Annotated in this window: 5 protein-coding genes; all 5 read left to right on the top strand. The window is 67.6% G+C overall.

Annotation, left to right across the window (positions count from 1 at the left end):
- Positions 1–211: GTP-binding protein (locus LPZ50_RS21470; RefSeq protein WP_230664779.1), on the top strand; the 211-nt coding region annotated here is incomplete at its 5' end.
- Positions 212–604: 393 nt separating this feature from the next.
- Complete coding sequence (locus LPZ50_RS21465) at positions 605–1,363, top strand: sterol desaturase family protein (RefSeq protein ID WP_230664777.1); 759 nt, start codon at positions 605–607, stop codon at positions 1,361–1,363.
- Positions 1,320–2,264, top strand: a complete 945-nt coding sequence (locus tag LPZ50_RS21460) for a fatty acid desaturase (protein ID WP_419195626.1) — start codon at positions 1,320–1,322, stop codon at positions 2,262–2,264. The genes LPZ50_RS21465 and LPZ50_RS21460 overlap by 44 nt, the downstream gene beginning before the upstream one ends.
- A gap of 15 nt (positions 2,265–2,279) precedes the next feature.
- Positions 2,280–4,202: an iron-containing redox enzyme family protein gene (locus tag LPZ50_RS21455; protein WP_230664775.1), complete on the top strand. Its 1,923-nt coding sequence runs from the start codon at positions 2,280–2,282 to the stop codon at positions 4,200–4,202.
- The gene (locus LPZ50_RS21450) at positions 4,199–5,116 is read left to right on the top strand and encodes a DUF6999 family protein (protein WP_230664773.1); all 918 of its coding nucleotides are present in this window, start codon (positions 4,199–4,201) and stop codon (positions 5,114–5,116) included. The genes LPZ50_RS21455 and LPZ50_RS21450 overlap by 4 nt, the downstream gene beginning before the upstream one ends.
- The last annotated feature ends 39 nt before the right edge of the window (positions 5,117–5,155 follow it).

Raw genomic sequence — 5,155 nt, 5'->3', positions numbered from 1 at the left:
GCCGCAGGACCCGGAAGCCGTCGCGCAGATCCGCGCGCGCTGGGACGAGCACGTCGGCGATGCAAGGCAGGAACTCGTGCTGATCGGCATGGACATGGACGAGCCCGCGCTGCGCGCGCGCTTCGACGCGTGTCTGCTGACCGACGCCGAGATGGCCACCGGCCCCGAGCACTGGACCACGTGGGACAACCCGTTTCGCGACTGGCCCTGAACTGACCGCGCTTCCTGCATCGATCCGGATGGAGAAGGCGCTCCACCGGATTTCGAGCATGAACGCACCCCTTCCCGATATTTCCGTGACCGATGCCGCGCCGGGCGGCCGCCTGACGCGACAAGGTGTCTGGTTCCCGCCGGGGGATGCCCTGGTGTCTGGCTCCCCGAAAGGGGTGCCAGACACCGAGGTGTGCAAAGACCATTCCAACAAGCACGGTGTCCGCCACCCTGGCGGGAGTCAGACACCCGATCCAACGTTGCGCCGCCGGACGGTTCACCGCCATGGACGGGGTCAGGCACCCTTCGGGAGCCAGGCCCCCGGTAGACTGCGGCCGCCAGATTGCTATGATGCGGCGATCCTGGGCGGCCCTGGCGTCGGGCGACAACTCATATGGCACACGCTTTCCAATCGCTGTCGGCCTGGCAGGTCATGCTGGCGGGCCTGCTGTTCTTCGGCGGCATTTATCTGGTGTTTGGCGCGGCCGCCTGGCTGCTGACGCGCCGCGTGCTGCCGGCGTTGGGCGTGGGCGGCGCGCTGGACACGCGTCCGCTGGCGCCCGGCCAGCTGCGCCGCGAACTGGCGCAGTCAGGCGTGTCCGTCCTGATTTTCGGGCTGGGCATGATTTTCCCGTGGGGTCTGCTGCAGCTGGGCTGGGCGCGCCTGGATCCCGGCGCCGGCGCGGGCCAGATCGTGCTGGAGATCCTGGTGCTGGTGGCCTGGAACGACGTGCATTTCTGGGTGAATCACCGCTTGCTGCATACGCGGCCGTTGCGCCGCTTTCACCTGCCTCACCACCGGTCGGTGGTGACCACGCCGTTTTCCACCTACAGCTTCCACCCCATCGAAGCGCTGATGCTGGGCAATGTGATCTTGCTGCCCATGGTGGTACACGACTTCAGCTTCTGGTCGCTGTTCTCGGTGCCCCTGTTCAGCCTGTTCTTCAATTGCGTGGGGCATGCCAACTACGACTTCTTCCCGCGCGTGTCGTATGCGCACTGGTTCGCGGCCAGCCGACGGCATCATCTGCATCATGCCTGCTATCACGGCAACTATGGTTTCCAGTTCACCTTCATGGACCGCCTGTTCCGCACCCGCCTGCCGGCCGATGCGGCGGCCCGGCAGCGAGAGCCGCTTGGCCGCGGCGCCTAGTCCGCGGGGCCGCCGGCCCGCGGCCTTGCGCCACCGGCGCGACGTGCAAAGCCTGGCCTATATGGCGGCGGTGCCGGCGCTGGCCGCCTGGCAATGGGTGCACGGCGTGCAGGGGCTGCTGTATGCGCTGATGCTGTTCCTGACGCTGGGCATCGGCGTGGTGAACCACAACCATGCCCACCTGCGCATGTGGCGGCGGCGGCGGGCCAACCGGGCTACCGACATGGCGCTGACCCTGCTGCAAGGGCATCCCACGTTCGTGTTCTTCCCGGCGCATGCCTGCAACCACCATCGCCACAAGCACGGCGCGCGCGACCTGGCCCGCACCTATCGCTATGGCGGCGACACCAATCACCTGCCGGGTTACCTGCTGCATCCGTTGCAGGCCGCATGGACGCTGTATCCATTGTTCTGGCGCTGGCTGGGCCGCTTGCGCCGCCACAGGCCGGGCGCCTGGCGCTATTGCCTGTGGCAATACGCCGCCTGGCTGGGCCTGTGGGGCGGGCTGCTGGCGCTGAACCCGGCCAAGGCGCTGGTGCTGGTGATTCTGCCGCAGTTGCATGGGCTGCACTGGCTGCTGGCCACGAACTACCTGCAGCATGCGCATGCCGACGGCGGGCCCGGCAGGCTTGCGCAGCTGAGCTACGCGCGCAATTTCGAAGGCCTGGTCAACCCGCTGCTGTTCAACATCGGCCTGCACACTGCGCACCACGAGCACGCCCGCGCGCACTGGTCGGAACTGCCCGGGCTGCATGCCCGGCACTACCGGCACCGCGTCGATCCCGCCTTGCTGGAACCCGGCCTGGTCCAGTACATGGTGCGCGTCTTCGTGCTGGCGCCCGCCTGGCCGCGCTGCCGCAGCCGGCCGCTGATGCGGCCCGAGCATATCGTCCAAGAGTAGGAGCCTCGCTATCCCATGCCTGTCGCCTTTGATCGTGTCTATCTGGAAAGCGCCGGCTACTTCATGCCCGGCGAGCCCGTGTCCAACCAGGACATGGACCGCTATATCGCGCCCCTGAACCGCATGTCGGGCCGCATCAAGCAGCGCATCCTGGCCGAGAACGGCATCAGGCAGCGCTACTACGCCATCGACGAGGCCGGCCAGACGCGCTGGACCAACGCGGCGCAGGCCGCCCAGGCCATCCGCGACTGCCTGGCCCGGCAGAACCGCGACCTGGCCCAGGTTTCCCTGCTGGCCAGCGGTTCGTCCGGGGGCGATACCCTGATGCCCGGCTTCGCCAACATGATCCAGGGCGAACTGGCCGCGCCGCCCATGGAAACCGTGTCGGTGCATGGCATCTGCGCGGCCGGGGTGTCGGCCATCCAGGCGGCCGCGCAGGGCGTGCAACTTGGGGCCCATCGGCAGGCACTGGCCGTGGCCAGCGAAATGCCGTCGCGGCTGTTCAAGCGCTCGCGCTTCGCGGCCCGCGGCTACGACGCCGATTTCGACGCGCACTTCCTGCGCTGGATGCTGTCGGATGGCGCCGGCGCGGTGCTGCTGGGCAATGGCGCCGGCACATTGCCGGGCGTGTCGGCAGGCCTGCGGCTGCGCCTGAAGTGGATACACCAGCGCGCGTTTTCGGGCGATTACCCCGTGTGCATGCAACTGGGCCTGCCGGCCGAAGGCGGCGCCGGCCATCTGGATTACCCGTCGTGGGCCGAGGCCGAAGCGGCCGGCGCGCTGTCGCTGCGCCAGAATATCCGCCTGTTGCCGCACCTGTTCGACATCGGCATCCACGAGTACGCTGCGCTGGTGCGCGACGGCTGGGTGGACCCGGCGCGGGTGGATCATTTCCTGTGCCACTACTCGTCGGAAAAATTCATACCCGTCGTCGAAGGCCTGATGGACAAGGCCGGCCTGGCCATTGCACGCGGACGCTGGTTCAGCAACCTGGCGTGGCGCGGCAATACCGGGGCGGCCTCCATCCTGATCATGCTGGCCGAGTTCCTGGAAACCCGGCGCCTGGAACCGGGGCAGCAGGTGTTCTGCTACATACCGGAATCCGGCCGCTTCATGGCCGCCTACATGCTGTTCGAGGCCGAGTCCGCCGACGCGCCGTCGCAGGCGCTGCCGTCCACCGCGCGCGCGGCCGTCGCCGCGGCGCACAGCGACGATGCCGACGCCATTGCCCCGCCGCACGATCCTGCCCGGGCTCCCCAGGGTTTGGGGCCGCTGCTGACGGAACTGGCCTCGATCTGGCACGACTACCGCTCGCGCGTATGGCGCACGCCGGTGGTGCGCCGCTTGCGCGAGCGCCGTTTCACCACTGGCGACTACCTGGCCTGGATGGAAAACTGGATTCCGCAGGTGCGCGAAGGCAGCAAATGGATGCGCGAAGGCGCGGCCTCGCTGGGCGACACGTACCAGCACCTGGCGGCCTTGATCGGCGTGCATGCTGGCGAAGAGCAGGACGATTTCCAAATCCTGTTCGACGATTACCGCAAGGCCGGCGGCGCCGTCGCCGATATCGACGCGCTGCGGCGCAACCCCGGCGGCGAGGCGCTCAACGCCTATCTGCATGCCCTGGCCGCCACGCGCGATCCCATAGGCCTGCTGGGCGCCATTTACATCATCGAAGGCACGGGCCAGCGCATCGTGCCGGCATTGCTGCCATTGTTGAAGGCCAGCCTGGACCTGCCGCCCGACCGGTTCCGCTTCCTGGAATACCATGGCCACAATGATGAAAACCATCTGGAACGCTGGCTGATGGCGGTGGAACTGGCGCTGGACGCCGATGACCGCGGCCGGGCCGAACGCCGTATCGTGGACACCGCGCGCCGCACCGCGGCGCTTTACCTGATGCAGTTCCATCATGTGATGGAGGCCGACCCGGCATGAATTCACGCAAGCCCGATTTCCTGACGCGCGAACACGATCCTGCCGATCCCAACCCCTGGCTGGCGCTGTACCTGGACCGCAGCACCCCGCTGCCCGACGACGTGAAAGCCGCCTGGCTGGCCGATTCCAGTTGCGGCTCGCGCCAATACCTGCTGCCTTTCCTGCGGCCGCTGGCGCGTGCTTTCATCATCCTGATCCAGGCCGTCAAGACCTTCCTGCCGCGCCGCTGGTCGCACTCGAAGCTGCTGCATCGCATCCTGGCCTGGGGGCTGGAACACTTCGTGTCGCCCGAAGCCAACTGGCTGATCCTGCGGCACTTCCACCTGGGCGCGCAGATCCTGGCATTCATCGGCCGCAATGCGCCGGTGCCGGTCGGCACCACGCCGCTGGAGCCGATGCGCATCGCCGACCTGCGCGACGAGATGTTCGTCAAGCACGACTTGAACCTGTTCAATTTCGTCATACGGCTGAACGGCGCGCTGCGCGAAGCCGGGGTCGAGATGCAGGCGCCGGCCCGGGTGGATTTTTCGATGGTGCGCGACCCGGGCCTGCGGTTGGCCGACATGCCGCAGCGCAGGCGCAACTTCCTGGACCTGCAAAGCGCCATCGAACTGTTCACGCCGCTGTACCAGCTGATGCTGACCGACAACGACTTCTGGCGCGCCGCCAATTCCCTGCAGCTGGACGAAACCGTGGGTATTTATGCCGCGCAGATCCTGGGCGCGCCGCAGCATCTCATCCTGGTCAACAACAAACATCCGCTGGTGCCCATGTCGACGCTGCGGGCCGGATACCGGTTGGTGCTGCATGGTCTGTCCACCGAAATGCTGCATAGCCTGCTGATGCGCATGAAAGCCGAGGCCGAGGCGGGTACACCGGACGTGGCCGGCGCGCCGTCGCAATCCCCTGCTTAGGGCGCGGCGGGCTGGCTGCCGCGCCGCGCCACCCGCCAT

Origin of the sequence: Bordetella petrii, assembly GCF_020991325.1 — a bacterium.
GTDB classification, from domain to species: Bacteria; Pseudomonadota; Gammaproteobacteria; order Burkholderiales; family Burkholderiaceae_B; genus Bordetella_A; species Bordetella_A petrii_E.
The sequence above is the reverse complement of the archived record's forward strand: the minus strand, read 5'-3'. Positions and strand labels throughout refer to the sequence as shown.

Excerpts from the sequence above, each read along its gene's own strand:
- LPZ50_RS21465 (WP_230664777.1), top strand. The coding sequence starts at position 605 with ATGGCACACGCTTTCCAATCGCTGTCGGCCTGGCAGGTCATGCTGGCG.
- LPZ50_RS21460 (WP_419195626.1), top strand. The coding sequence starts at position 1,320 with ATGCGGCGGCCCGGCAGCGAGAGCCGCTTGGCCGCGGCGCCTAGTCCG.
- LPZ50_RS21455 (WP_230664775.1), top strand. The coding sequence starts at position 2,280 with ATGCCTGTCGCCTTTGATCGTGTCTATCTGGAAAGCGCCGGCTACTTC.
- LPZ50_RS21450 (WP_230664773.1), top strand. The coding sequence starts at position 4,199 with ATGAATTCACGCAAGCCCGATTTCCTGACGCGCGAACACGATCCTGCC.